General features: G+C 69.5%; 23 protein-coding genes. 11 read left to right on the top strand and 12 right to left on the bottom strand.

Features of this window, described 5'->3' with window-relative positions; all coding sequences use genetic code 11:
* Positions 1–50 precede the first annotated feature (50 nt).
* From ACJ8AN_RS35020 to ACJ8AN_RS35010, 3 genes are all read right to left on the bottom strand, one after another.
* The gene (locus ACJ8AN_RS35020; RefSeq protein WP_407759914.1) at positions 51–2141 is read right to left on the bottom strand and encodes an ATP-binding protein; all 2091 of its coding nucleotides are present in this window, start codon (positions 2139–2141) and stop codon (positions 51–53) included.
* Between the two features lie 78 nt (positions 2142–2219).
* Positions 2220–2558 (bottom strand): type II toxin-antitoxin system RelE family toxin, encoded by a 339-nt coding sequence (locus tag ACJ8AN_RS35015; protein WP_407759913.1) that lies wholly within the window; start codon positions 2556–2558, stop codon positions 2220–2222.
* 157 nt (positions 2559–2715) lie between these two features.
* Complete coding sequence (locus tag ACJ8AN_RS35010) at positions 2716–3972, bottom strand: ATP-binding protein (protein ID WP_407759912.1); 1257 nt, start codon at positions 3970–3972, stop codon at positions 2716–2718.
* A gap of 442 nt (positions 3973–4414) precedes the next feature.
* On the opposite strand from ACJ8AN_RS35010, the gene ACJ8AN_RS35005 reads away from it, so the two are divergent.
* Positions 4415–4957, top strand: a complete 543-nt coding sequence (locus ACJ8AN_RS35005; RefSeq protein ID WP_407759911.1) for a sensor histidine kinase — start codon at positions 4415–4417, stop codon at positions 4955–4957.
* Entirely contained in the window at positions 4954–5337 is a 384-nt protein-coding gene (locus ACJ8AN_RS35000) for a hypothetical protein (RefSeq protein ID WP_407759910.1), read from the top strand. Before ACJ8AN_RS35005 ends, ACJ8AN_RS35000 begins: the two co-directional genes overlap by 4 nt.
* Here ACJ8AN_RS35000 and ACJ8AN_RS34995 read toward each other — a convergent pair.
* Positions 5238–6317 (bottom strand): phospholipase D-like domain-containing protein, encoded by a 1080-nt coding sequence (locus ACJ8AN_RS34995; RefSeq protein ID WP_407759909.1) that lies wholly within the window; start codon positions 6315–6317, stop codon positions 5238–5240. The two genes, ACJ8AN_RS35000 and ACJ8AN_RS34995, sit on opposite strands and share 100 nt — an antisense overlap.
* Before the next feature lie 75 nt (positions 6318–6392).
* Positions 6393–6590, bottom strand: a complete 198-nt coding sequence (locus ACJ8AN_RS34990; protein WP_407759908.1) for a hypothetical protein — start codon at positions 6588–6590, stop codon at positions 6393–6395.
* Positions 6591–6773: 183 nt separating this feature from the next.
* Here ACJ8AN_RS34990 and ACJ8AN_RS34985 point away from each other — a divergent pair, with 183 nt between their 5' ends.
* Together ACJ8AN_RS34985 and ACJ8AN_RS34980 are read left to right on the top strand one after the other, a co-directional pair.
* Positions 6774–7805: a serine/threonine-protein kinase gene (locus ACJ8AN_RS34985; protein ID WP_407759907.1), complete on the top strand. Its 1032-nt coding sequence runs from the start codon at positions 6774–6776 to the stop codon at positions 7803–7805.
* Between the two features lie 25 nt (positions 7806–7830).
* A complete protein-coding gene (locus ACJ8AN_RS34980; protein WP_407759906.1) occupies positions 7831–8049 on the top strand; it encodes a hypothetical protein in 219 nt (72 codons plus the stop codon).
* 3 nt (positions 8050–8052) lie between these two features.
* On the opposite strand, the gene queF is transcribed toward ACJ8AN_RS34980, so the two are convergent.
* A complete protein-coding gene (queF, locus tag ACJ8AN_RS34975; protein WP_407759905.1) occupies positions 8053–8460 on the bottom strand; it encodes a preQ(1) synthase in 408 nt (135 codons plus the stop codon).
* Positions 8461–8640: 180 nt separating this feature from the next.
* On the opposite strand from queF, the gene ACJ8AN_RS34970 reads away from it, so the two are divergent.
* A complete protein-coding gene (locus ACJ8AN_RS34970; protein WP_407759904.1) occupies positions 8641–10566 on the top strand; it encodes an ATP-binding protein in 1926 nt (641 codons plus the stop codon).
* A 23-nt stretch (positions 10567–10589) separates the two neighbouring features.
* On the opposite strand, the gene ACJ8AN_RS34965 is transcribed toward ACJ8AN_RS34970, so the two are convergent.
* Together ACJ8AN_RS34965 and ACJ8AN_RS34960 are read right to left on the bottom strand one after the other, a co-directional pair.
* Positions 10590–11177, bottom strand: coding sequence for an SDR family oxidoreductase (locus ACJ8AN_RS34965; protein WP_407759903.1), 588 nt, complete (start codon positions 11175–11177; stop codon positions 10590–10592).
* Between the two features lie 11 nt (positions 11178–11188).
* The gene (locus ACJ8AN_RS34960; RefSeq protein WP_407759902.1) at positions 11189–12178 is read right to left on the bottom strand and encodes an aldo/keto reductase; all 990 of its coding nucleotides are present in this window, start codon (positions 12176–12178) and stop codon (positions 11189–11191) included.
* Positions 12179–12831: 653 nt separating this feature from the next.
* Here ACJ8AN_RS34960 and ACJ8AN_RS34955 point away from each other — a divergent pair.
* Positions 12832–16029: a hypothetical protein gene (locus ACJ8AN_RS34955; protein ID WP_407759901.1), complete on the top strand. Its 3198-nt coding sequence runs from the start codon at positions 12832–12834 to the stop codon at positions 16027–16029.
* 15 nt (positions 16030–16044) lie between these two features.
* Here the strand turns inward: ACJ8AN_RS34955 and ACJ8AN_RS34950 are convergent, their stop codons facing one another.
* Together ACJ8AN_RS34950 and ACJ8AN_RS34945 are read right to left on the bottom strand one after the other, a co-directional pair.
* Positions 16045–16614 (bottom strand): N-acetylmuramoyl-L-alanine amidase, encoded by a 570-nt coding sequence (locus ACJ8AN_RS34950; protein WP_407759900.1) that lies wholly within the window; start codon positions 16612–16614, stop codon positions 16045–16047.
* A gap of 18 nt (positions 16615–16632) precedes the next feature.
* Entirely contained in the window at positions 16633–17049 is a 417-nt protein-coding gene (locus ACJ8AN_RS34945; RefSeq protein WP_407759899.1) for a trehalase-like domain-containing protein, read from the bottom strand.
* A gap of 461 nt (positions 17050–17510) precedes the next feature.
* Here ACJ8AN_RS34945 and ACJ8AN_RS34940 point away from each other — a divergent pair, with 461 nt between their 5' ends.
* From ACJ8AN_RS34940 to ACJ8AN_RS34930, 3 genes are read left to right on the top strand one after another with little or no spacing between them, the layout of a single operon-like run.
* Positions 17511–18251 (top strand): hypothetical protein, encoded by a 741-nt coding sequence (locus ACJ8AN_RS34940; protein WP_407759898.1) that lies wholly within the window; start codon positions 17511–17513, stop codon positions 18249–18251.
* 23 nt (positions 18252–18274) lie between these two features.
* A complete protein-coding gene (locus tag ACJ8AN_RS34935; protein ID WP_407759897.1) occupies positions 18275–18844 on the top strand; it encodes a toxin-antitoxin system YwqK family antitoxin in 570 nt (189 codons plus the stop codon).
* A 46-nt stretch (positions 18845–18890) separates the two neighbouring features.
* Positions 18891–19991 (top strand): S1 family peptidase, encoded by a 1101-nt coding sequence (locus tag ACJ8AN_RS34930; RefSeq protein WP_407759896.1) that lies wholly within the window; start codon positions 18891–18893, stop codon positions 19989–19991.
* 8 nt (positions 19992–19999) lie between these two features.
* On the opposite strand, the gene ACJ8AN_RS34925 is transcribed toward ACJ8AN_RS34930, so the two are convergent.
* Positions 20000–21034, bottom strand: a complete 1035-nt coding sequence (locus tag ACJ8AN_RS34925) for a cyclic nucleotide-binding domain-containing protein (protein ID WP_407759895.1) — start codon at positions 21032–21034, stop codon at positions 20000–20002.
* Between the two features lie 286 nt (positions 21035–21320).
* On the opposite strand from ACJ8AN_RS34925, the gene ACJ8AN_RS34920 reads away from it, so the two are divergent.
* Entirely contained in the window at positions 21321–22091 is a 771-nt protein-coding gene (locus tag ACJ8AN_RS34920; RefSeq protein ID WP_407759894.1) for a VOC family protein, read from the top strand.
* A 430-nt stretch (positions 22092–22521) separates the two neighbouring features.
* Here the strand turns inward: ACJ8AN_RS34920 and ACJ8AN_RS34915 are convergent, their stop codons facing one another.
* On the bottom strand, positions 22522–23607 hold the full coding sequence (locus tag ACJ8AN_RS34915; protein ID WP_407759893.1) for a hypothetical protein: 1086 nt from the start codon (positions 23605–23607) through the stop codon (positions 22522–22524).
* A gap of 136 nt (positions 23608–23743) precedes the next feature.
* Between ACJ8AN_RS34915 and ACJ8AN_RS34910 the strand changes: the two genes are divergently transcribed.
* Complete coding sequence (locus ACJ8AN_RS34910; RefSeq protein ID WP_407759892.1) at positions 23744–25120, top strand: alpha/beta fold hydrolase; 1377 nt, start codon at positions 23744–23746, stop codon at positions 25118–25120.
* Positions 25121–25220 lie beyond the last annotated feature (100 nt).

Below are 25220 nucleotides of genomic sequence, written 5' to 3'. Positions count from 1 at the left end.
TCCTGTCGAATTCACGACTTGGCCGGAGGGTCCTTCTGAAAATGGGAAGTTTATTCAGCCCGCGGAGTGCGGAGGTGTGAAGGGTTTACCGGATCGGCGGACCGTGGTTCTCGTGGGGCGTACCGGGGCAGCTTCACGGTGAAGGTGGTCCCATCCGCCTCGGTGGAGTGGACGGTGACGGTGCCCCCGTGGGCCTGGACGATCTGCTGGACGATGAAGAGCCCCAGCCCCAGCCCCAGCCCGGAGGCGGGATGCGGCCTGGGGGTGGTGGCCTGCCGGAAGGGCTCGAAGACGTGCGGGAGCTGGTCTGGCGGAATGGGTGCGCCCTGGTTGTGGACCTCCAGGCCCACGGTGTCGCCCTCGTCGTGCAGCACGAGGTCCACGGGCGTGTCCTCGGGGCTGTAGTCGAGCGCGTTCTTGCAGAGATTGCCCACCAGCTGCGCGAGCCGGTCCGGGTCCCATTCACCCAGGAATTGACCCGCTGCCTCCAGCCGCAACTCCCGCCCCGGGTGGCTCGTCTCCAGCTCCTCCACGAGGTGGTGGCAGAGGTGCCGCAGATTGACGGGCTTGGTCATGATGGGAATGCCTCCGCCCAACCGCCCTCGCGTGAAGTCGAGCAGGTCGGTGATCATCCGCGTCATGCGCTCGGAGCTGCCGATGATACGGCGGACGTTCTTCAACTGCTCCTTCACCACGCACTCGGATTGCAGCAGCGCCTTGGCGGAGAGCAGGACGGTGTTGAGCGGGTTGCGCAGGTCGTGGCTGACGATGCCCACGAAACGCTCGCGGAACTCGACCATCCGGCGCTGCTGCTCCTCGGCGGCCTTGCGGTCGGTGATGTCCAGCGTGGTGACCACCGCCGCGAGGATGCGGCCCTCGGCGTCGCGGATGGGGGCGGAGCTATGGAGCGTCACCCCGCGCGTGCCATCTCCGCGCAGGATGCCGATCTCCACGTCGTGCACGACCTCTCCCGCGAGCGCGCGCGCGATGGGCCACTCGTGCGGCTCGAGGGGGCGGCCGTCCGGGTGGAAGCCCCGGTACTCCCGGTAGCCCGCGATGTCGGGCGAGTAGATGACGGGGTGGCGCCAGAGGCGCTCGAAGGCCTCGTTGCCGAGGAGCACGCGACCGGAGGGGGCCTCGACCACCGCCACCCCGATCGGGAGCTGGACGAGGATGGCATCCAGCAGGCGTGCCTGGGCCTGTTCCCGCTCCTGGAGGCGGGCCTGATAGAGCAGGGACGAGATGCGCTGCACCATCACCCGGAAGAGCAGCTTGTCCTCGTTGGAGAACGTGGCGGCCGTCAGGCTGCCCATCTTGGCCACGCCGATGACCACCCCCTCGTGGGACAACGGCACTCCGTAGAGGGCTTGGATGCCCCGGGCGTGAATGACCGGGTTCTTCACCAGCGGGTTCGTGGCCGCCGACCGCAATTCCAGCGGGCGCTGCTCGGTGGCGACCTTCCCGGCGAAACCCTCGTCCACCTGGAGGTGGAAATCGGCGGGCAGTTCCTCGTCCACGCCCACGGCGGCGCGCATGTGGAGGGTGTCTCCCTCGCGCAGCAGCAGGCTGACGGAATCCACCGACTCGGTGCTCTCCAGGATGACGCGCAGCAGCTTGGGCAGGAAGGTGTCCAGGTCCTCCGCGCCGAGTGCCGCCTCGGAGATCCGGTCCAGGGCCACCAGGGTGCGCTCGCGCATGCGGGCGTAACAAGACACGGCGGTGGACACGGCCTCGTCGAACGTCTGGTTGAAGCGCCGCACCTCCCGCAGCGCCACCGCCAGGTTCCCCGTCCCCACGTTCTCGGCCTGCGCCTCGTAGAGCCGGAGGATGCATGCCCGCAGCAGGGCGTACTCGTGGGCCACTTCCTCCAGGTCGTAGCCGGCCTCCAGCCGCTCCAGGGCATGGACCTCTGGCACCCTCTCGAGCGTCTCGTGCTGGCCCGTGTGGACCGCCTCCACCATGTTCGACACCCGCTCGAGCAGGTCCGGCAGGTGGTCGATGAGCCGAGGGCGGGAGAGGCCCTGGGAGTAGGGATGGCCGCGCACGGCCCGTTCCCACTCCGCCAGGATGCGGGGCTGGTTTTCCCGGATGAAGTCGCACAGGCGCCTCGTCTCCAGTGTCTCTGTCCCACTCTCGGCCATGGACCTAGAATGTGAATGTCCCTGTCCACCCGGAGTGTGTGGCCTCGCCATGCGCCTGCTCGCCTGCCCGTCCTGGCTCTACTTGTCGTGGGGGAGGCGGCGAGCGACCTCACGCAGAGTGACGAGCTTGCGCTCGGGCTCCATGTCGTAGAGCACGACGTACTCGCCCACCACGAGCGAGAGGGACGTGAGCAGGCACACGGTCTTCAACAGGGACAGGGTGTGCGGCCCCATGTTCGCCAGCCTGGCGGCCACCGCATCCAGCTCGTTGCGGATGCGCTGGTAGTTCTCCAGGGGCAGATGGGAGAGCTGCTTCCAGGCCGTGGAAGAGACCTCGACGGAGTAGGAAGAGGCAGTGGCAGAGGCAGTGGAGTTCTCGGGGCGACTCATCTTGGGCCGCGAGAAAGCACGAATCACGCCAGCTCGAGCTCCTGTCGGATTCAGGACTTGGCCGGAGGGGCCCCCGGGCGAAGGGAAGTTTTTCCAGGAAGCCGACTGAAGGATCTACCGGGCAGGCCCCTGGAGGGTCGCCAGCAGGGGAGGACGTCCGGGGCGGCTCCCCGCCGGAAGCGCCTCACGCCGTTTCCGACCAGGAGGCCTCGTGCCCCTCCTGGCAAGGGCTGGCCCGTCCCGGCTTCCGGGCGTGGCGCGAGAGGCAGACGCGGAACGTGGTGCCCGCCTCGGCGGTGGAGTGCACGCTGATGCTGCCTCCGTGGGATTGCACGATGTCGTGGGCGATGTAGAGCCCGAGCCCCAGGCTCGTGCGGACCGTGTCGGGCACCTCTCCCCGGCGGAACGGCTCGAAGAGCAGGGGAAGCAGGTGCCCGGGAATGGGGGCTCCCTGATTGTGCACCTCGATGAAGACGCTCTCCGCGTCCTTCTCCAGGGTGGAGAGCCGCACGGGCGTGTTCTCGGGGCTGTACTTGAAGGCGTTGTCCAACAGGTTGGCGAGCACCTGCGCCAGCCGCTCGAGGTCCCACTCTCCCTGGAGCGCGTTGCGCGAGAGCTCACACAGCAGGATGCGCCTCGGGCGTGCGGCCTGGAATTCGTCGGCCATCCTCCAGCACAGCTCGTTGAGGTCTCCGGGGCGGCGGGCGACCGGGATACCGCCGCCGAGGCGTGCGCGGGTGAAGTCCAGGAGCAGGTCGGCGATCTGCTGGATGCGCTCGCCGCCGCGGGCCACGCGCTCGAAGGCCCTGCGCTGGGCCGGTGCGAGCTCGTCCAACGCCAGTTGCCCCTGTGCCGTGGCGAGGATGACGGACAAGGGCGTGCGGATGTCGTGGCCCACGATGCCCACGAGCTGCTGCTCCAGCTCGGCCGCGCGCAGGAATTCCTCCTGGGCCCGGCGGTGCTCGGCGATCTCCAGCGCCTGGCGCTTGAGCTGCTCGCCACGCACATGGAGGTCCACGAACACCTGCACCTTCGAGCGCAGGATGTCCGGGTCCACGGGCTTGAGCAGGTAGTCCACGGCGCCCTGCGCGTAGCCCCGGGTGATGTAGGCCGCCTCCCGGCTGAGCGCGGTGATGAAGAGGAGGGGAATGTGCCGGGTGCGCTCGCGCTCGCGGATGAGCGCGGCCGTCTCCAGGCCGGTGAGCCCCGGCATCTGCACATCCATGAGGATGCACGCGAAGTCCCCCTGGAGGAGCGCCAGGAGGGCTTCGTCCCCCGAGTGGGCCAACACCAGCTCCTGCTCCAGCGGCTCCAGGATGGCCTTCAAGGCGAGCAGGTTGGCGGGGACATCGTCCACCAGGAGGATGCGGGCACGTGCCGGCTCGGAGCCCGACACCTGGGCAGACGAAGACGAACCCAACCGTGAAATCTTGCCGGACACCGATCCACCTGCCCTATGAAGGAAGAAGAAGAGCGGAGGGGAGGCATGGGCACGCGCCCGCCAACTGGTCACCCTCCCCCGTGCGCCTGCTGAAACACCTCCATCCGGCACATTTCATCCGGGTGTCCGCATGGAGGGAGGTCGAGGTCCGGCCCCCCCTGGGGACGCGAGGAGGCGAGTCCGCTGCCAGACGCGCCGTGAAGCGTGCTTGCTCTCCTGGTCGTTCACGGCTCGGGCACCGGGCGGAAACCGTCGCTCAGGCGACGCTCCGGGACGACGCGGCTCCCGTCACGCGGTTGCCCTTCTTGACCCCACGGCTCAGCTTGGGGGACTGCGGTCGCCTCATGCGACATCGAGTGCCGCGGATTCCATCCGGGCCCTGCGCGAGACGAGCTTCTCCGGGGCGCGGCTCGCCGAGCGGCTGGAGCCCGCCCTGCGTCAGGTGCGCCGGCTCGGGATGCTGGTGCAGAACCTGCTCGACGTGAGCCGGGCGCGCAACAACCGCTTCGTGCTGGAGTGCGAGCGTTTCGCGCTGGACTCCCTGGTGCGCGAGGTGTGCGAGCGCTTCGAGGAGCACGCCCGGCAGGCGGGCTCGGCGCTGACGCTGGAGGCCTGCCCCCGGGTGGAGGTCCACTGGGACCGGCTGCGGGTGGAGCAGGCGCTCGGCAACCTCGTCACCAACGCCATCAAGTACGGCGCGGGCGGGCCCATCTCGGTGCGCGCCAAGCAGTGGGACGGGGCGGTGGTGCTCCAGGTGGAGGACCGGGGCATCGGCGTGCGCGAGGACGACCGCGAGCGCATCTTCAATCCCTTCGAGCGGGCCGCGTCGGGCCACCGGGTGGAGAGCCTGGGGCTCGGCCTCTACATCGTCCGGGAGATTGCCCGGGCCCATGGGGGCGCGGTGGAGGTCTCCGGGCGCGAGGGCGGAGGCTCCCGTTTCACGTTGCACCTGCCCCTGGGGGCACCGGAGGGGGAGCATGGGTGAGTACGGTCATCCTGCTGCGCTACCTGGAGCTGCGCTCTCAAATCCACCGGCTGCTCTCCATCATGAAGATGCGGGAGAGCCTCTATGACACCGCGCTGCGCGAGTTCCGCATCTCGTCCGGCGGCATCGACGTGGCCGACTCCTTCGCGAGCGCGGAGTCCATCCTCAGCGGGCAGGCGCGCCTGCGTGGGGAGGGAGACGGGCGGGGGCCGGCGAAGAAGGCGAAGAAGCCGGGGGTGTTGAAGCGGGCGCTCAAGAAGGCCCGGCGCGGTGGCCCGGGTCAGCCCCGGCGGCGCATCCGGCGGGAGCCGATGAAGGTGGCGATGCGCTCGGACAGGCGCGCCACCGCGAGCCCCACCACGTCCAGCAACCAGCGCTGAAGGCCCGAGCGCGCGCAGTCCTCCAGGAGCACCGGCCGCGCGCCGCTCATGTGCCGCCGTACCCAGTGCGTGGCCTGTGCCGCCACGTCCGCGTCCTCCACCTCCACCAGCGTCTCCAGGTTCACCAGCGAGAGGGGGTCCAGGTTGAAGCTGCCCACGAGCAGGCGCTCGCCATCCACCACCGCGGCCTTGGCGTGCAGGGTGGTGGCGGTCCACTCGTGGATGTGCACGCCGCCGCGCAGCAGGGTGCGGTACAGGCGCATGGTGGCGGCGCGGGCGAAGGGGACGTCGCTGCGGCCGGCCAGCAGCAGGTGCACCTGGACGCCGCGCCGCGCCGCGCGCTTGAGGGCGTGCACGAAGCCCACGTCCGGCAGGAAGTACGCGTGGGCGAGCACCACCTCGTGCTTCGCCTGCTTGAGGGCCGCGAGATAGCGCTTGCGCAGGCGCCGCCCGCCGCCGAAGCCGGACAGGAGGATGCGCACCGGGCCCGCCACCAGCATGGAGGCGCCGGCGGTGAGCCTCGCGCCGAGCTGCGCGCACAGCTCGCCCCTCAGCTCCAGCGCGAGGTCCGCCCACCCGGGCCGTCCCTCCACGGTGGCGTAGTGGTCGCCGATGTTGATGCCGCCGAGGAAGGCCACCGAGTCGTCCACGAGCAGCAGCTTGCGGTGGTTGCGCCAGAAGCGGCCGAGGAAGACGGAGGTGAGCGGGTTGTGGATGCGGACCCGGATGCCGGCGGCGCGCAGGGTGCTCGCCAGCGCGCGGCTCTCGCCGATGGAGCCCCACCCATCCACGATGACCTTCACCTCCACGCCGCGCGCGGCGGCGCGGGTGAGGGCGGAGATGAAGCGCGAGCCCACGCCCTCGCGCTCGAAGGCGTAGACCTCCAGGTGGACGTGCCGGGAGGCCGAGTCGATGGCGGCCAGCATGCGAGGGTAGGCCTCGGCGCCGCCATCGAGCAGGGTGATGGACCGCGAGAACACGTCCTCCCTCTCCCTTCGGGCGAGGGTCGGGGTGAGGGTCTCTCGGGCCTTGGAGGTCATCCGTGCGACGGGGCGTCAGTCATCGTGCTTGCGCGCGCCTTTGCCCTTGCCCTTGTGGCGGCACTGCTCGCCGTCCCAGTACTGGCTGGGGTGGCACTCGGGGGTGCGCAGCTCGGACTTCTTCGTCCGGGGGACGTACCGGCTGTCGCGCACGTAGAGGCAGCCGGGGAGGAAGAGGGCAATGGCGGGAACGAGAATGAGGAGCTTCTTCATGGCCCGCGCAGCGTAGCGGGAGCCGGGAGACAGTGGCTTCCTCTTCTTGTGAACACCGATTTCTACCGCTTGGCTGTCTGCACTCCGGGCGTGTCGACGCCTCGGGCGCGAATCGCTAGCCTCGCGTCCGTGCCCTCCAGCGAGAAGCCCGTTGTCAGACATCGGAAGATAGGCGCCTACCGCGTGCTCGGAGAGCTGGGCCGCGGAGGCATGGCGCAGGTGTACCGCGGGCTGCACGAGATGCTGCAGCGCGAGGTCGCCATCAAGGAGATGCTCGCGGACCCCGTGCGGGACAAGGAGGCGGTGTCTCGCTTCCGCCGCGAGGCCCTGGCGCTCGCCGCCTTCCGCCACCAGAACATCGTCACGCTCTACGACCTGGTGGAGAAGAACGACGTCCTCTTCATGGTGATGGAGTTCGTGGACGGGCCCACCCTGCACGAGCTCATCAAGGAAGGGCCGCTGCCACCCGAGGTGGGGGCCGCGGTGGGGGCGCGCATCGCCGACGCGCTGGAGCACGCCCACTTCCGCCGCATCATCCACCGCGACCTGAAGCCGGCCAACGTGATGCTCACCAAGGCCGGGGAAGTGAAGCTGATGGACTTCGGCGTGGCCAAGGACGTGGGCCTGGAGGCCCTCACCGCGCAGGGCATGGCGGTGGGCACGCCCTCGTACATGTCCCCCGAGCAGGTGACGGGCTCGCCGGTGGACGGGCGCACGGATCTGTTCGCGCTCGGGGTGCTGCTCTACGAGGCGCTCTCGGGGACCCGGCCCTTCCTGGGCCGCAACGCCGGCGAGGTCTTCGCCCGCATCCGCGATGGCGAGTACACCCCGCTGAACAAGGCGGCGCCCCACCTGCCCAAGCCCCTCACGGACATCGTCCAGCGCGCGCTCCAGGTGCGGCCCGAGGATCGCTACCCCAACGCCGCCGCCATGCGCCGCGAGCTCGAGGCCTTCCTCACCCAGCGCGTGCGCATGTCCTACGAGGCCCTGCTCGTGGGCTTCCTTCGCCACCGCCAGAAGCTCACCGAGACGGAGGCGCTCGCCCACCTCACGCAGGAGGAGCTGAGCGTGGTGGAGGTCTTCGACACGCCGTCGCCGCGGGCGTGGACGCGCTGGCTCATCGCCGGGCTGGCGGCCGCCGGAGCGGTGGGCACCGGGCTGGCCCTCACCTCGTCCCACTGGATGGGACTCGTGCGTCAGCTTACCGTACGCTGACGCAGCACCCTCCAGGAGTCACACCATGGGCAAGATGATCACCGCCGTCCTCGCCATCGCCGTCATCGGGGGCGCCGCGTATTACGCGCTCAACCACGCGTCGGCGGGCACCACCACCGCCGCGGGCGAGCCGAGCTCCGCCAAGCGGCAGCTCGACAACGTGCGCGGGGCCGCCAGCCGCATCGAGTCCGATGCCGACCAGCGCGCCCGCGAGCTGGAAGGGAAGATGCAGGACAACCAGTAGGGGCTACTTGCGGCGTGCCGGCGCGCTCTTCTTCGCCGCCGGCTTCGCGCCCTTGCCCTGCTTCTCGTGCGTCACGGTGACGAGCGTCCCGATGCCGCCGCGCACGAAGAAGTCGCCCTCCACCACGAGCTTGCGCGGCTGGATGGCCTTCACGATGTCGTCCGCGATGGTGTTGGTCACCTTCTCGTGGAAGGCGCCCTCGTTGCGGTACGCCCACATGTAGAGCTTGAGGCTCTTGAGCTCCACGCAGCGCTGATCCGGCACGTAGCGGATTTTGAACTTCGCGAAGTCCGGCTGCCCGGTGAGCGGGCAGAGGCACGTGAACTCCGGCACGTCGAAGGCAATCTCGTAGTCGCGATCCGGCGCCGGGTTGGGGAAGGTCTGCAGATCCTTGGAGGGTTGGGAAGGCATGGCGGTGTGTCGTCTAACACACACCGCGCCGATTGCAGCCACTCAGTGGTGAACGCTCTCTCCCCTGCCGGGCACCCGCCCTGTCGGGACCCCAACGCCCCCTGCGTCGGGGGTCGGGTAGGATGGGCAGGGCGTCTTGTTTGATCCGCGTGGTGGGCGTAACTCCAATCTCGACCCCGCATGCTTCCTCCCGACTTTCAGGACATCCTCGCGTGCGTCCCCCAGGCCGTGGTTCGGCTCGGCGCGGACTTGCGAGTGGAGTGGGTGGAGCCGGACTTCACCGCCAAGACGGGCATGTGCCTCCAGGTGGGAGAAGGGGTGCTCTCCGCCCTGGAAGGCGGCTGGGGGCGCGATGCCCTGGAGCACGCCCTGCGCGAGGGCCGGGGGCACTCGGGCCACGTCATCACCTCGGGCCTCAAGCAGGTGCGTGTGCAGGCCCGCCCCGGCCGTCAGGGAGCGGCCCCGGGCACCTGGCTCTTCTTCGAGCCCTCGGGCGCCGATGACGACGTCGCCTTCGCCCAGGCCCTCCAGGAGATAGCGCGCGAGGTGGGCGAGACGCTGGACGTGGACAGCGTGTGCAAGGCCGCGGTGCTGGCCGTGGTGCGCTGCGCCCAGGTGCGCCGCGCCGAGGTGTACCTCTCCGAGGAGGGCCTGCCCCTGCGCCGCGTGGCCGTGTCGGATCTGGCCAGCGCCGACTCGCCCGAGAACGCGCTCGAGAACCACGCCGACTCCTTCGAGGCGGCGCTCATCACCCGGCAGCCGCAGATTGGCGTCCAGCGGGGCTATGGGGACGCGGTGGGCTCCATCTTCGCCGCGGTGCCGCTGCTGTCGCAGAAGCGCGCCCTGGGGCTGCTGGTGCTCTACAAGGAGCAGGGCACCTCCTTCTCCCTGCGCGAGCTGGATTTGTGGAGCGCCGCGGCCGGACAGGTGGCGGTGACGGTGGAGAACGCGCGCCTGCTGCGCGAGGCCCAGGCGGCCCTGCGCGTGCGCGAGGAGTTCATGTCCATCGCCTCGCACGAGCTGAAGACGCCGCTGACCCCGCTCAAGCTCACGCTCTACTCCATGGAGCGGAGAATCGCGCAGGGCCAGCCGGTGGAGCTCTCCAGCATCATCAAGTCCAAGCGCCAGGTGGAGCGGCTGGCGGGGCTGGTGAATGACTTGCTGGACGTGTCGAGGCTGGAGCTGGGCCGGCTGTCGCTGCAGCCCGCGCCGCTGGAGGTGGGCCACCTGGTGGCCGAGGTGGTGGACCAGTTCCGCCACGCCTTCGAGCGCCCCTTCAACCTCACCGTGCCGCGCGAGCGCGTCTGGGTGCAGGGGGACCGGGACAGGCTGGAGCAGGTGCTCGTCAACCTGCTGGAGAACGCGCACAAGTACAGCCCCACGGGCGAGCCCATCGCCGTGGAGGTGGAGGCCGTGGCCGGGCAGGCGCGCATCCACGTGAAGGACCGGGGCATCGGCATTCCGGCGTCGGACCAGACGCGCCTCTTCCAGCGCTTCTACCGGGCGGGCAACTCCTCGCACCGGCACTTCGGCGGGCTGGGGCTGGGGCTCTTCATCAGCCACTCCATCGCGCGGTTGCATGGGGGCTCCATGTCGGTGACGAGCGCCGAGGGCGAGGGCTCCACCTTCAGCCTGGGCCTGCCGCGGATGACGGCCAGCGAGGTGCGGCGGCTGCCGCGCCGGGTGCTGCTGCTGGACGAGGACCCGGCGCAGGAGCAGGTGGCCGAGCGCGTGCTGCGCGCCGAGGGCTTCGAGGTGCTCACCGCGCACGACGGGGTGGAGGCGCTGCGGAGGGCGTCGTTCCTGCCGGTGGACCTGGTGCTGCTGTCGGCGAGCGCCCCGCCCACGCAGCTGGGCATCTTCCTGGCGGCCTTCTCGGAGCTGCCGCGGGCCCGGCCCATTCCCATCGTGCTGGCGGGGGCCACGCGGCCGGCGTGGGCCCACCCGGACTTCTCGCTGTGCTCGAGGCCCTACCGTGAGCCGGAGCTGCTCGGCGCCGTGCGCGCCACGCTCTCCCTGCTCGAGGACCGGGCCCGGGCCGAGGCCCGCGCCGCCTCCATGAAGCACCTGGAGCGCGTCCCCGGGGATGCCCTCATGCTGCCGTGAGGGCGGGGCTACTGCTTGGCTCCCTACTCGGGCTTGCTCACCCCCAGGCTGCGACGAACCTCCAGCTCTGGCGATTGAGCCAATTTGACGACCAGGGCCGCGACACTCTTCCGCGACACCTGGCCCCCTTTGAAAGGCTGGCCTTTCTGGGTGAGTTCATAGTCAATCTCATCGCCATGGGTGAACCATCCGGGCCTCAGGATCGTGTAGTCGAGATCCGAGGCTTCAATGACCTCAGCCGACTTGCGATAGGGGTCCAGAATGCTGCTGTACCTCTGTCCCGGGACTTCATCGTAGATCCCCATGGAGCTGATGAAGATGAGGCGCTTGACGCCCGTTGCGTCCATGGCCTTCACGATGTTCTGGGCCATTCGTTCCAGCTCGCCAGCCAGATTGGCATAGACGACATCCTGTCCCGTCATGGATTTCTTCAACGTTTCGAAATCCAAGACATCGCCTTCGACGACTCGAACGCGGATCGAGTCGACGTTCTTGAGTCTGCGCGGGTTGCGCAGGTAGAGCGTCAACCGGGCATCGGTTTCCTTCAGGAACAAATCCGTGGCAATACGAGCGATTCCACCGCTCGCCCCGAGGATCAAGACATTGCTCATGTGCGAAACCCTCAGCGGCCGACCCTGGCCTGAAGGTGCGCGGGATACCGCTCCCCTTGCACCGTGATCTGGGAGAGGGCGCCAGCGATGTCGCGGAGCTCCTCGGGCGTCAGCTCCACGGCCGCCGCTCCGACGTTCTCCTCCAGGCGATGCAGCTTGGTGGTGCCCGGGATCGGCACGATCCACGGCTTCTGGGCCAGCAGCCAGGCGAGCGCGAGCTGCGCACGGGTCACCTGCTTCCGGGCCGCGATTTCGCCGAGAAGATCCACCAGCGCCTGGTTCGCCTTTCGGGCCTCCGGCGTGAAGCGCGGGACGATGTTGCGGAAGTCCTTGCTGTCGAACGTCGTGCTCTCGCTGATCGCGCCCGTGAGGAAGCCCTTGCCGAGGGGGGAGAAGGGCACGAAGCCGATCCCGAGCTCCTCCAGGGTCGGGAGGATCTCCTTCTCGGGCTCCCGCCACCACAGGGAGTATTCGCTCTGGAGGGCGGTGACCGGCTGGACCGCATGAGCGCGCCGGATCGTCTGCGCGCCTGCTTCGGACAATCCGAAGTGCTTGACCTTGCCTTGCTGGATCAGCTCCTTCACCGCGCCAGCGACCTCCTCGATCGGCACGTTCGGATCGACGCGATGCTGATAGAAGAGATCGATACGGTCGGTCTTGAGCCGCTCGAGCGCCGCCTCGGCGACCTCCTTGATGTGCTCCGGCCGGCTGTTCATGCCGCTCTGCCCGCCATTGGCATCGAATGCGAAGCCAAACTTGGTGGCGATCACCACCTGGTCCCGGAAGGGGGCAAGGGCCTCGCCCACGAGCTCTTCGTTCTTGTAGGGGCCGTAGGCCTCGGCGGTGTCGAAGAGGGTGACGCCGCGCTCGACGGCCGACCGGAGCAGCTTGATCGCTTCCTGCCTGTCCGTGGCCGGACCATAACCATAGCTCAGGCCCATGGCACCCAACCCGAGAGCCGAGACCTCCAGGCCACTCTTTCCCAATTGACGCTTTTGCATGGTGCTTCCTCTCTCCGTGGGTTCGGGGCCGTTCTCCCCGTTCATGAAGAGAAGTACGCCCCATGCCCTCGGATGACTACGCCCCGGGGGACCAATAGGCTCTTAAGCGGTGCTTAACAGTGAGGCGGAAGCTCCTCGGTGTGGTGCTGCTCACCCGCACGACGCGGAGCGTGTCGCTGTCGGATGCGGGCAGGTGGCTCAGGGAGCCCGTGGGCCCGGCGTTGGGACAGGCACTCGCTGCCCTCACCGAGGTCTCCGCTCAACCGGGAGAGACGGTGGGCCGGGTCCGGGGCTGCGCACCTCCTGACCAGGGGGCTCGAAGCCCTGGCTCCGCGCGAAGAAGTCCCAGGCGATGAACATCGCCTCGATGGAGTGGGGCGAGGCCCTCGAGATGGCGGAGCGAGTGCTTTGCTACGGTTTGGCGGGTGAAGGGGCCTGCCTGGCGTTGGCGAATTCCCGTGAGTAACCTCCCGGAGGGATGTCTCGCCGCGTCATGGAGCGGCCCTCCGGCCCCAGCCGTGGCGAAGTGGCATGGGAGGGCCTGTCCGCCCCTGGGTTGCCATGGCCCGCGACCCTCCCGAGCCTCAACTCGTGGAGGTATGTCCCGCCCCGTGCGCACCGGGAGTCCGGTCCTCTCCATGGAGGATCTCCGCTTGCTGCCTGCTTTCGTGCTCGCGCCCGTGCTGTCCATCCTCCCGTGGCTGGCCGCCGGCGTCACCGTGACGTTCGCCGTGCTGTGGTGGGCCTGGCCCTGGCTCTCCGGCCGGTTTCCACGCGTGACCGCCCTCCTCTGGCCCCACCTGCTGTTCGGAGGCCTGCTCCTGCTCCTCGTCGTGGGGCTCTTCGTCGGGCTCATCCATGCCACCAGCCGCCTCTGGAGCGACTACGCCCACATCTGGAATCAGGTGACCGGGAACGGCCCTGTCAGCCCCGCCCTGAAATCGCTCGACTGGCTCTGGCCCTGGTTCCCCACGCTCCTGGGCCTCTTCCTCCTGCTGCTCCTCGCGGCCGTCACCCTCTCGCGCCGGCTCTTCCATGGCCTCGCGCTGCTGGCCGTGGCGTCCGTGGTCCTGGGGGTGGCGCTCCACGGGGATGACTCCCCTGCCGACGGCCCGGTGGCGGCCTCCCCGGCGGAGCCTCCCCACAGCCTTCCCGAGGTGGTGAGCGAGCGCCTGGCCGGCCGGATCCTCGGCCCCGCCACTCATCGCAGGGACATCCGGCTGGATGCCCCCAGCGCCGCCGTGTTCGGGGTGCTCGCCCTGATTGGCTTCAGCGGGTTGGATCGCATCAACCTCCGCCGGGCCCTGCAGCCCATCCGCGTCGCCCGCATCGAGGAGAACCGGGACCCGGAGGGAAAGCCGGCGGCCCGCCCCGACCTGGAGAACCTCATGCGGGAGTGCCTCCACCGGCAGACCCCGCACAACCCCTCTCCGCTGCCAGGCGGCGCCCTGGAGTACTGGCAGGACTTCGTGGAGCAGCAGTCCGTCAAGGACAACCATTGGCTCACCCGGGCCGTGGCCTTCGTCATGCGCCTGCTGCTTCCCCCCTCGGGACTGGAGATCACCGGCACCCTGCTCCACACGCGGGGCCCCTGGGGCATCCGCATCAACATGGTCGACCTGCGGACCGGCCGCACCCTCATGGCGCGCACCCTCTCCAGCGACGTCAGCCTGGAGCGGGCCGTCGAGCAGGCGGCCTACTGTGCCGTGGAGCGGGCCATCCAGGAGTGCCGGGTGCTGCCGGAATGGAACTACTGGGAGGAGGGCGATGGCTCCGCGCTCTGGAAGTACCACCAGGGGGTGCAGGAGCTCCACGCGTACTCCACGGACGTGTTGGGCACCGCCGAGGGGGCGCGCACGCTCCTGGAGGAGGCCGCGCGCGACAGCCTGGGCAGCGCCATGGTGCGCCTGCAGCTGGCCGAGGCCCTCGAGGCCTGTGGCGACTACGTGGGCGCCATCGAAATCTACCTCCAGGTCTGTGAGCGCTACCCGCACCTGCTCGTCGCGAAGGTGCGCCTGGCCTCCACCTGCCGCTCGGCCACGGTCTGGGCCCGGCGGCTGGACGAGGCGGACGGGACGGGGCCGGACGGCACGGGGCGCGCGCCCGGGGGAATGACGCCCCGCCAGCGGCTGCTGGTCGCGCTCGAGGGCAGGCTGGCCCAGCGGCTGCGCAGGCCGACCCTGCCGAGCAGGCTCATCGAGCGGCAGCTCCGGCTGCAACAGCATGCGACGCGGGCCCCTCGTGGGCCGGAGCCGTCGCGGGACGTGCCTCGGAGCCGGCCGCTGCGGGTCCGGCGCGGACAACCCATCATCTTCGGGGAGCGGGATACCGGGCGGCTGGAGCGGGCCCTGCTCAACATGGGCGCCCGGGCCCTGAAGCAGCTGGTGCTGTTCGGACGATGGGAGGTGCTCAGACGGTGTCTGCGCAGCACCAGCGACCGCCGTCTCTTCTGTCAGACCCTGCTCAGCCCCGCCCAGAAGCGGCGCGACCTCAACCTCGCCATGCGGGCCGCCCGGGGCTGCGCCGAGTGGCAGCAGCTCAAGGACCTCGAGGAGCTGTACCGCAAGAGCCGCAAGTACCTCCAGCAGGACAGGCCCCCCGCCCATGAGCCGGTCCGCCGCCGCCTGCGCTGGTACCTGACCTACCTGCGCTGGAACCTGTCCCACCCACCGCTCGGGCTCCAGAAAGCGTGGCACCAGTACCAGATGCGCCGGGTGGCCCACCATGCGACCCTGGCCGTGCGCATCCGTCCCAACTGGCTGGGCACGGCCAACTACCACCTGGCCTGCTTCTACTCCGTCTGCATGGGCGCCCGGCTCCTGGAGCTTCCCAGGAGGCGGGTCCCGGCCAACCACGTCTGGCACGCGCCCCAGCTGGACGAGGGCCTGGAGAAGCAGCAGCCCCTCGGCAAGGCCCTGGGGACGTTCCAGCAGCTCTCCGCGCTCTTCCAGGACGCGGGGGAGCACGCCCGGGCGGCCTTCGAGGGGTACAGGAAGTCCGCTTCCGCGCCCTTCCATCCCGGGGAGAAGACCAACCCCCGGACGATTCTCGTCACGAACCTCGAGGCGGCCAACACCCTGATGGAGAAGCTCCTCGAATCCGCCAAGCGGATGCCCGAGGTGAGCCGGTCCGCGCGCCGGCGTCTCGTCCGGCGGCGCCGCCTCATCGGGCTCCAGTACGACCGGACGCGGCTGTGCGCCCTCGCGAGGGCCGACCAGCTCCGGGAGCAGCGGGGAAACGTGAGCCGCTTCTGGCCGCCCACCCCCGACAGCCCCGACGGGGACCAGGCCCGCGCCCTTCAACTCCAGCTCGAGCAGGGGCTGGACCTGCTCCTCCAGCACTACGAGCAGCTCATCCATCCCGGGAGGGACTCGCGCTCGCCCGCCCCGGCGCTCGAGGAGCTGCACGCGCTCGCCCAGGCCCTGCGCGAGCTGCTGGCCCGGGCGCGCACCTTCCTGCTCACCCACGACACGAGGCACCGGGCGACCCGGACCGCGCTGCTCGGGCTGCTCGTGCTCACCCGCGAGCGGCTCGATGCGCTGATGCGGGTGCCCCTGGCGAGGCTGCACGCGCTGAAGACGCTCACCCAGAAGCTCGAGGCCCAGCGGCAGGCCGTCGCACACCTCCAGGCGCTGTGCCGGCATGCCCATACCGTCCAGGCCCTCGGCCAGCGGGCCTGTGAGCACCTCTCCCTCTCGATTCGAGACCCCGATGGGCCCTTCACCACCAGCACCAAGAAGTGGCTGCTCGGCTATCCCGACCTCGAGCCGCTCCAGGTGCAGCACAGCTTCAAGGCCTGGGAGTGGGTCACCCTGCGCCAGACGAGCAACGCCGGCGCTGTGCGCCCCTGAAGCGCCGGGCGGACGCTACAGCTCCAGCCAAGGGGGGGCCTGTGCCGGGGCCGGCGTGTCGTCCGGCGCCGCGGCCCCGGCCCGCCGTTCCCGCACACCTTGGATGACGGAGTCGAAGTCGAACTTCCCGAAGGGCCCATTCCCGTGGCCCACGGCCACGTCCTCGTGGCACACCACGTTGTGCGGCGGGATGGTGCCGTGCTCCTTGAGCAGCACGGACACGAGGTCGCTCAGGCGCTCGTATTGGGCCGGGGTGTAGGGCGGGTCCTCGTGGCCGTCCCCCACCATGCCGATGCCGATGGCGTGCTCGTCCAGGTCGCACACCCGCCCGTGCAGCCTGCACGGTCCCGCGTGCCAGGCGCGGTCCTTGTCGGCGACGAGTTGGTAGATCTGCCCGTCCCGGTCCACCAGGTAGTGCGCGCTCGCCCGGGAGGCCGGGTTGCGCAGCCGCGCCAGCACCTCGAAGCCGTCATTCGAGCCAGTGCCGTGCAGGACGATGGCCAGGAGCGTCCGGTGCCTCCGGTAGTCGAAGTTGGGGGAGGCCATGGGGATGATGGAGAGGGAGTTCCTGTCGGGCTGGCTCATGAGCACCACCTCATCCGGTTAGAGGGCATCCAGCCGGGAATGTGAGTCGGATCCGGAGGCAGGCCGGGTAGCGGCCGGGCGCTGGCGCTCCTCCGCCTGGGCGATGGCCCACGCCGCGTTCACCAGCCCGGCTCCAACTCCTCGGAGTCCGCGCCGCCCTGCGCCAGCACCCCGCCCTCCACCTCGCGCGGCAGCGGGTGCACCAGGCCATGGCGTCTCCAGGACCAGCGTGCGCTCGAGGTAGCGCCGGTGCGAGCGCCCCTTCACCTGCCGGAGCACCCGGTGCCCGGCGCCCGTGCCCAGCAGCCGGCCGAGCACGGAGGGCGAGTCGAAGCGGGGAAGGCCGAGCCAGTCCACCGAGCCCCGACGGCTCACGAGCAGGGCCGAGGGGCAGTCGGACAGCAGGGCGTAGTCGGAGATGGGCGGCGCGCGCATGGAGTGTCCCCTCCCCTGAATCTAGGAACGCTCCGCGTGCCACCCCTCCCTCTCGCAGGCAGAGGGAGCGGGCACGGCCTCGGCGCAGGAGGGTCCACCAGGGCCTCGGGGGTGTAGTCCCCCAGGTACTCGAGGCTCGTCATCCGCGCGCCGGGCAGCCGCGAGCGGCGGATTTCGCCAGCCCCACGTCGCGGGGACTGGAGCTGCACCTGCTGCCAGCGAGCGATTGGCGAGGCATCAGCTCGCCGCACATGCGGCAGGCGGTGTTCCGCGCGGTGGAGCAGGGCTTCAGCAGGGTGCGGCAGGCGAACCAGGGCCAGTCGGTGGCGTGCGCGTGAGAGGCTTCACACGCAGCCAGACGCTTGAAGCCAGAAATCCATGATTTTCATGGACATCCGCGCGGTCTCCTCCCTACCCTCGCGTTCGCCCCCTGGACGCCCACGCGCGGAATCGAGACCGAGATGAAGAAGCTCTTCCTGGCTGTCATGTCGATGGTGATGGTGATGGGCTGTTCGAACGGGCCCGCGGAACAGGCCGAAGCGCAGGAAGGCTTCACGCTGCTCAATCGTGACGCGACCACGCTCGAGGCCACCTACAGCTCGGGTGGCGCGTCCGTTCGCATGCTGGTGGTCGAGACCTCCGCCAACGTCGTCGAGGTCACCTACGACTTCGGGGATCCGGTCATCGGCTTCCACATCGACTACACCCAGGGCGTTGGCAAGTTCATGCCGGAGGGCAGCCCGCTCGACGCGGCGCAGGCCCAGCTGATCACCCCGCTGCTCGAGGGCATCTCCAATGCCGTGCCCGTGGAGGGCCAGCGCACGCGCACCGAGGAAGCGGCGATGCGCCAGACGAGCTTCATGCAGATTGTCCCCGTGGGCGAGCTGCTCTCGCCGTACCAGTACGTCTCGGCGCGCGGCTGGACCCATATCTCCTGCACCTGCGGCAATCAGAACATCGGCGGCTACACCCGTCAGGCCGGCATGGGCTGCGGCTGCACCGGTGGCTCGGGCCAGGGCTGCAAGGGCCGCTGCGGCCAGGGCTGCGGCATCACCAGCACCCCCGCGTGCGTGGGCACCACGGCGTACACCCAGGACTGCGCCAAGCACGACTACGGCCTCGGCACCTTCACGGCCGCCTCCGACGACTACTCCTTCGCGAGCAACAACTGCAGCTGCAGTGGAGTCGGCACCTGCTACTAGCCTTCTCGCGCAAGCGTTTCGTCGTGCTGGCCGTCGTCGTGAGCACGGCGCTCGGCTGCACTCGAGCGTCCAGCCCCTGTCCCGAGGGAGCGCGGCTGCATGGCCGCGCGCCACCGGACGGCACCCTGCAGTGGTGCGCGACGCCCGATGGCAAGAAGCACGGCCGCTGGGTGGAGTGGCACCCCAACGGGAAGCTCAAGACCGAGGGGCCCTACGTCGACGGCAAGATGGAGGGCCGCTGGGTGAGCTACTTCGACACCGGCGTGAAGCAGCTCGAGGGCGAGTACCGCGGCGGCCTCAAGCAGGGCGTGTGGACCCTCTACTACGAAGAGGGACAGAAGAACCGCGAGGAGGTCCACTCCGCCGGCTCGCAGGAGGTGAAGTGGACCGCGTGGCGCTCCGACGGGAAGAAATGGGCCGAGGGCTCCCTGCTCGCGCAACTGGCCCAGGGCCCCTACTCGGAATGGCACCCGAATGGCGTGCTGGCCGCGCAGGGCCACTACGCCCATGGCGAGAAGGCCGGTGAGTGGAAGTACTGGGACCTCGACGGCAAGCCCTCGGTCGAGGCGCAGGGTGACTTCTCGCGCGACTGAGCACCGGACGGCGTGGAGACCCTCCCTTTCGCTGGGGCCCTCCGCCGTGTTGCTCCTCCTGATGGCGGGCGCGTGCGGCGTGCCTCCCACGCCCTCGCCCAGGGTGGAGCGGCAAGCCATCACCGGGGGAGTGCTCGAGCCTGGCTCTCCGGCCGTGGTGGCGATCGTCCCGGTGTCGCCGCTCTGCGGTGAGCCGGACGAGGCCTCTCCGGTCCTGTGCACGGGCACGTTGGTGGCACCTCGGGTCGTCCTGACCGCGGCGCATTGCGTGGAGAGCCCCGACGTCTCACAGGTGCTCTCGGTGGTGTTCTCGCCCGAGCCGGCGCGGGCGCTCCCCGCCGAGCGTGTGCGCGTCCTCGAGGGCCGGCTGCACCCCGCCTTCAACGCCGTGGAGAACGACATCGGGGTGCTGATCCTCGCCGGGGATGCGCCTGTCGCGCCGGTGCCGCTGAGTGGGCGGACGCTGCCGGCGGACGTGGTGGGGCGGACCGTGCGGGTGGTGGGCTTCGGCCTCGATGACGAGGGAAGCATGGGCCAGCGGCGCAGCGGCACGGCCCGGGTGACGGCGGTCGAGGCGGGGACCTTCTCCATCGTGGCCTCACCTGGGATGTCGTGCGGCGGCGACAGCGGCGGCCCGTTGTTCCTGGAGGCCGAGGGGGCCGAGCACCTCGTCGGCGTCACCTCGTATGGAGACACCACCTGCACGAGGGGCACCAACATGCGCGTCGACGTGCATACGGCCTTCATCCAGGCGATCCTCGACGACGTGGCACGGGCCCCCCCCACGCGGCCGCCGTTCGAGCCAGCGGTGGATGCGTGCACGGCGCGGTGTCAGGGCCACGGCGACTGCCCACTCGGGATGGCCTGTGTCACGGGGTCCGATGGGGAGAAGCGCTGCGCGGTGGCGGGCCTCGAGGCCGGCCGTTTCGGCGCGGACTGCACCGGCTCCGATGGGGAGCGGCTGTGCGTGAAGGCAGGCGGGACGTGCCGGGCCTGGCTGCCCTGTGACGAGCCCGAGCCCGAGGCACGCGGAGGTGGTTGCTCGGCCTCGGGAGACGGAGGTGGCGCGGTGGGGATGTCCGCCGTGCTGCTCGTGCTGGCGGCCTGCCGGCGGGCCCGGGGTGTGAGGGCTGGCGCGCGGGTCTGAGGGGCCGTTTACGCCGCGAGGCGCGGGGACGAGGCGGCCTCCGCCCGGGGATTCAGGAGCACGAGCCGCGTGGCTTCCCGGGCCCTCACCCGGAGCGGCTGGCCGACCTCCAGGAGCGTGGAGTCCCGCTGGGTCACCACCAGCCCCGCGTGCTCGAAGTCCACCGCGCCCGACAGCACGAACAGGTGGGTGCCCGGCTCGAGCTTCTGCCACTCCTGTGGCCTCAGCTCGCGGAGCTCTCCGGCGCGCAGCAGGGCGAGCCGGCGCGCGCGCCCCAGGTGCCCGTAGCCCTCCAGCCCCCGCACCACATCATCGAAGCGCCGCTCGGCGAGCGTCTTCCACATCCGCTCGCGCAGGGGCTCATTCCCCTCGAGCAGCGGCAGGAGCGCCGTGCGGGGAATGCGGATGAGCGTCGAGGCCGTCGCCGTGCGGACGGTCGCCGAGCGGCGCTCGCGGGTGATCAGGGCCAGCTCCCCGAACACGGCGCCGCTGCCCAGCTCGTCCATGAGTTTCCCTCCCTCGGCCAGCACCTGGACCCTGCCGGTCTCCAGCAGGTACAGCTCGTCACTGGCGCTTCCCGCCTGGAAGACCTCCCTGCCCGCGGGCAGCACGAGGAGCTCCGCGTGCTCGGCCAGACCGAGCAGGGTGGCCTCGTCGAGCTGGGCGAAAAGCGGCACGTGGCGCAACGTGTGGACCACCCGGGAGCGGCCCAGGCGCGCCCCGAGCCACGTGCCAGGCACCCGGGCCGCCAGCTTCTCCATGGATTGGCGCAGCCGCCGCTTCAGCAGGGAGTGGGCCATGCGCAGCACGGTCTCCAGGGTGATGGGCTCCACCGTCAACAGCCCGTGCCCTTCGGCATGGTCCGTGGCGGTCTCGAGGAAGTAGAGCGCCTCGGGACTGTCGCGGGGGGCCCACGCCTGGCGCTCCTCCTCCGACTCGAAGAGCCGAGCGTGGACGGCGTAGAGGCTGTCGGTGAGCTGGTGCCGCGCCTCGGCGGACAGGGAGGAGGGGAGGAGGACCTCGGTGCTCGGGATGCGGGACATGGCGGCCTCGATGCCAGGGCGTCGTGTGAGGGGTTCGCGCCCTGATACGAAGCACTCTGCCCTGGAGGCCGCCGGAGAGCTGTGACGGCGCCAACCCCCGGCCAGTGAATGCCATCACAGGGGGAACGTGGTCGCCTGTGTGAGGTGTGGAGGCAGGCGCCGGGAGCTGGCGTAAGCGGATCCAACGTGTCCGGTCGTTCTGTCGCGAACTACCGGCTCCCTTCGCCGCACTTGCAGCTACCTCTCGCGTAGTAGAGACGCGTCTCCACCCCTTTGGAGGAACGAGATGAGCCGATTCATCTGGTACGACCTGATGTGCTCCGACCCTGCCGGTGCGAAGGCCTTCTATTCGGACATCATCGGCTGGAAGACCGAGAAGTTTCCGGGCGGCGACTACGAGCTCCTGAAGGCGGGCGACAAAGGCGTTGGGGGCGTCATGACGCTGCCTGACGAGATGAAGCGCGCTGGCGTTCCGCAGCACTGGATGGGCTACGTCCACGTCGACGACGTCGATGCCACCGCTCAGAAGGCGCAGAAGCTGGGCGGCAAGGTGATGGCGCCTCCCTCCGACATCCCCACCGTTGGCCGCTACGCCGTCCTCGCGGATCCGCAGGGTGCCGTGTTCGCCGTCTTCAAGCCGCTGCCCCGCGAAGGCGAGCAGCTCGCTCCTCGCGAGATGCTCGGCAACTTCAGCTGGGCCGAGCTCAACACCACCGATTGGAAGAGCGCCTGGAAGTTCTACTCCGAGCTCTTCGGCTGGAAGGCCACCTCGTCCATGAGCATGGGCCCCGAGCTCGGCGAGTACTTCATGTTCGGTACCGACCCCAAGCAGTCGATGGGCGGGATGTCGAATGCCGCCAACATGATGAAGGCCCCCGCTCACTGGCTGCACTACATCAACGTGAAGAACGCCGACGAGACTGCCAGGCGCATCACGGAAAAGGGCGGAAAGGTGCTCAACGGACCGATGGACATCCCCGGCGGAGACCGCGTCGCCCAGTGCATGGATCCGCAGGGCGGTGTGTTCGCCATCTATTCGGCGGGTAAGCGCGCGTAGCGTTGCTTTGTGCCACTGCCTCGGGCGCCACGCTTCAGTGCTTCATCACCCAGAGGAGAGTCCATGCGAAAAGTAGTCGCGGGAACGTTCGTCAGCCTCGACGGTGTGATGCAGGCGCCGGTTGGTCCCGAAGAAGATCCCACCGGACCGGCTCCGTTGCGCTCGAGACGCCCACCGAGGCCGAGCTCGTGCAGCGAAGAACGCTGGCCGAGTAGGTGCTCGAGCCCGGCCGCTGGGAGGCGGCGTCGCTCAAGAGCGGCACGTCCGCCCGGAGCACCAAGCCAGGTGGGGAAAGTCCTGTCAGGGGTGCTCTCGCAGCAAAGAACGAGGCCCCTTCCGGTCGCGCTTCGTCCCGGCTGGTACGACCATCGGACCAGTTGCGGGAAAACGCGCCCGGAGCCTCCCCCTGACAGGACCTACTCCACCTGGCTTAGGGACAGAGCCGCTCGACCGACTTGATCCGCACCGTTCCGTCGACGTTCGCGTCGTTCGTCTGGTCGCCGATGGCGATGGTGCCGGTCGTCGTGAAGTTGTTCCGCGTGAGCTTCGCGACGCCGTCGATGCTCACCGTCGCCACCTTCGCTGCGTCCACCGCGAGCTCGTAGACATGATACGCGCCGTCGGTCACCGGGAACGCCGCGGACTGCGTGTCGTCCGCCCAGCCGATCGCCGCGCTGTCGAGGTAGAGCATCTGCGAACGATCCGTGCCGTTGCCGAACGGCGACGTGAAGCTCCCCATGATGGCCGCGCCGCTGTCGAGCGCGTTGTGGGTGTTCACCGACTCGACCTGCATCGTCACCTGGAGCTTGAACGGCTTCGTTCCGTCGAGCGAGTTCGCCCGCGTGATGAGCAGCTGCCCGCTCGTCCTCGCGCCACCGTTCGTCGACGTCGCGAGGCGAACGTAGTCCGCGCCGTACGTGAGCGTGTTCGGCGTCTGAGAGATCGTCGTCCAGCCTTGCGCCGTGATGTCGTCGCCGCCGACCAGCAGCGGAACGCTCGCGCGTGCCGTCCACTGCGTCGTCGACGTCGCCGGCACGCACGCCTCGCAGGCGTTCGCCGGGTTCGGCGTACCCGCGGCGTAGAGCACGCCGTCGATGAAGCACTTCGGGATGCACACGCCGGCCGAGCAAACCTGTCCCGGGTTGCACGGCGTCCCGTCAGCGCGTTGCGTCCACGCGGTCGCGGACGTCGCCGGCGTGCACTGTTCGCACGTATTCGCCGCGTTCACCGCCCCGTCGGCGACATGGTTGCCGTCGATCTGACAGAGCGCGACACAGACGGCGCCCTCACACGCCTCGCCGGTCGCGCAGGCCTTGTCGCAACCACCGCAGTGCTTCGGGTCGCTCCCGGTGCTCACGCAGGAGCCGCCGCACAGCTCGACGCCGGCGCTGTTGCTCATCACCGGCACGGACGCACCGGCTGTGGCGACGGGGCAGGAGGTGGAATCGCCGTCGCAAGCAGCGACGAAGCCGAGCACGACGATGCAGGAGAGCGCGGTAGAGCGAATGGAGAGCATAGCGCCTGCCACCTTACGTGATCACACGCCCGCGCGACGTGTGAGCCCACAGCGTGCCGGTGGCCTCGGCCCTGGCGGAGCACCCGACGGTGGAGGTGCTCATGCTGGGGGACGGCTCCTCGAGGAGTCACTCGCCATGGTGGGCGCCGAGACGGTGGACGGCTACCTGGACTTGTCCGAGCCCAGAGTGCTGTACATTCGGTCGGAAATGTCCACGCGCATTGGCATCAAAGAAATCTTTCAAAAGCTTGTTCACGCATTGGGTGGCTTGCTGCGGATCCTCGCGGTATGGCTCGCATTCTTCGTGGCGATGTGGGCCAGCCGAGGGGCAGGTGGCGGTTATGTCGCCTTGGGGTGCGCGATCGTGCTGGCCGGTGCGCTGTGGTGGCGCGGGTGGCGGCAGCGGTCGCGTGGCGCAAGCGTCAGGCGCGCCGTGGTGATGCTGCTGGTGCTGGCGCCGTTGGGATACCTGATGATCCCGCTGGCGTCGTCCGTGCTGCCTTCCTTGCCGGCGGACGCGACGGCGCAGCTTTGGCCGACCGGGCCAGATCGCAAGGTGGCGGTCTATCGGTATCCGCCCGCCGATGTCGCTTCCGCCAACGGCCTGGCGCTGGTGTTCGTGCACGGCGGGCCCGGCGCCTACGTGCGCGACTTCGACCGCCGCTTCTTCGCGGAATTCGCCCGCGACGGTTTCGACGTGGTGCTCTACGACCAATTCGGCGCCGGCCAATCGCCCCTGGGCGATGTGCGCGCTTACACGCACCAGAACAACGTCAACGACCTCGTGGCGGTGCTCGAGCGCGTCAACAAGCCCGTGGTGCTGGTGGGGCAATCGTATGGCGCGACGTTGGTCACCTCCGCGCTGATGCAGGCCGAGGTGCGCGATCGCGTGAAGTACGTCGTGTTGACTGAGCCCGGCAAGATCCCCGGAGCGACGTTCTCCTTCAGCCCGATGATGGCGGAAAAGACCACGCGCGCGCCGGACGGTGCGCAGCCGCCCAGCGCTGCGGTGCTGGCCAGGCTCGCGGCGCCGCGCGCGTTGCTGGCCTCGTTGCTGCCGGCGGATCAGCGCTATGTGTCGCAGGAAGAGCTCATCAACCATTACACGCCGGACGTGCAACATGCGTTGGTAGCCAACTCGTTCTGCAAGGGCGATACCGGGCTGCTCGAGGCATTCGAGACGGAGCGATTCAACCTGTTGGCCAATTTCAGCATCAGCCGGGATGCGCGCGGGAGCCCGACGCCCGACCTCGTGGGGTTGTCCTCTCCCGTGTTGTTGCTGCTCGGCGAATGCAGCTATATCCCGCGCGGCCGGGCGATGGAGTACTTCGATGTCTACCGGATCGCCCGCAGCCACCTGGTTCCGGGTGTTGGACATATCCCCTGGGGTAACGAGCGTGGGCAACGCCTGACACGCGAGGCGATCGTGCGCTTCGTGGCGCAGCAGCCTGGTCCGCTGCCCAATGAGCCGACGGCATCCGAGCGGAACGCCTTTGTGTCGGCGGGGCGATAGGGACGCATTGACCGCGGCCACCCCTCATCACGCCGGACGTGCAGATCATCGATGGAGAGCTGCTCGGTTACGGCAGTCCCGGCCAGGAGCCGCCGTCCAT

Source organism: Archangium sp. (assembly GCF_045802675.1).
GTDB lineage: Bacteria > Myxococcota > Myxococcia > Myxococcales > Myxococcaceae > Archangium.
This window is presented reverse-complemented; position numbering and strand designations above follow the sequence as displayed.